Source organism: Marinomonas colpomeniae (assembly GCF_014803385.1).
Taxonomy (GTDB): Bacteria; Pseudomonadota; Gammaproteobacteria; order Pseudomonadales; family Marinomonadaceae; genus Marinomonas; species Marinomonas colpomeniae.
In genome coordinates this window covers 1-598 of the sequence record NZ_JACYFC010000015.1, presented here as the reverse complement: position 1 = coordinate 598, position 598 = coordinate 1, and the positions used below count along the sequence as shown (strand labels likewise).

2 tRNA genes are annotated in these 598 nt (G+C 44.8%); both read left to right on the top strand.

Annotation, left to right across the window (positions count from 1 at the left end):
• Nucleotides 1-108 precede the first annotated feature (108 nt).
• Nucleotides 109-185 (top strand) — tRNA-Ile (locus IF202_RS17315).
• Nucleotides 186-205: 20 nt separating this feature from the next.
• Nucleotides 206-281 (top strand) — tRNA-Ala (locus IF202_RS17310).
• The last annotated feature ends 317 nt before the right edge of the window (nt 282-598 follow it).

The window sequence follows — 598 nt, the reverse complement described above, 5'->3', positions numbered from 1 at the left end:
CTAGGGGAACCTGGGGCTGGATCACCTCCTTAAACGATAGAAGCTCTGGTGAGCGTTCACACAAATTATCTGATGATATCTACTTTATAAGACGCACAGAAAGTATTTGGGTCTGTAGCTCAGTTGGTTAGAGCGCACCCCTGATAAGGGTGAGGTCGGCCGTTCAAATCGGCCCAGACCCACCAAATACCAGTAAGATAAAAATGGGGCTATAGCTCAGCTGGGAGAGCGCCTGCTTTGCACGCAGGAGGTCTGCGGTTCGATCCCGCATAGCTCCACCATTTTTCTTATTTATTCTGTGTTGAAAGTTAGCGAGAGTGCTAAGCAAGACGTTGAACTGGGAATCCAGTGATTCAATTTCTGACTTAGTGCTTTGCACTAAACTTGCTCTTTAACAATTCGAATTTGAAATAACGATAAATCAAGTGTTAAACCGGTGGAAGTTCACTTTAACCTAGTGACTTCTATTATCGTAAATCCAGAGAGGTACAAAAGCTCTTTGGTATGTGATTCTGAATAGGAAACTATTTTGGGTTATATGGTCAAGTGACCAAGCGTGCACGGTGGATGCCTTGGCAGTCAGAGGCGATGAAGGACG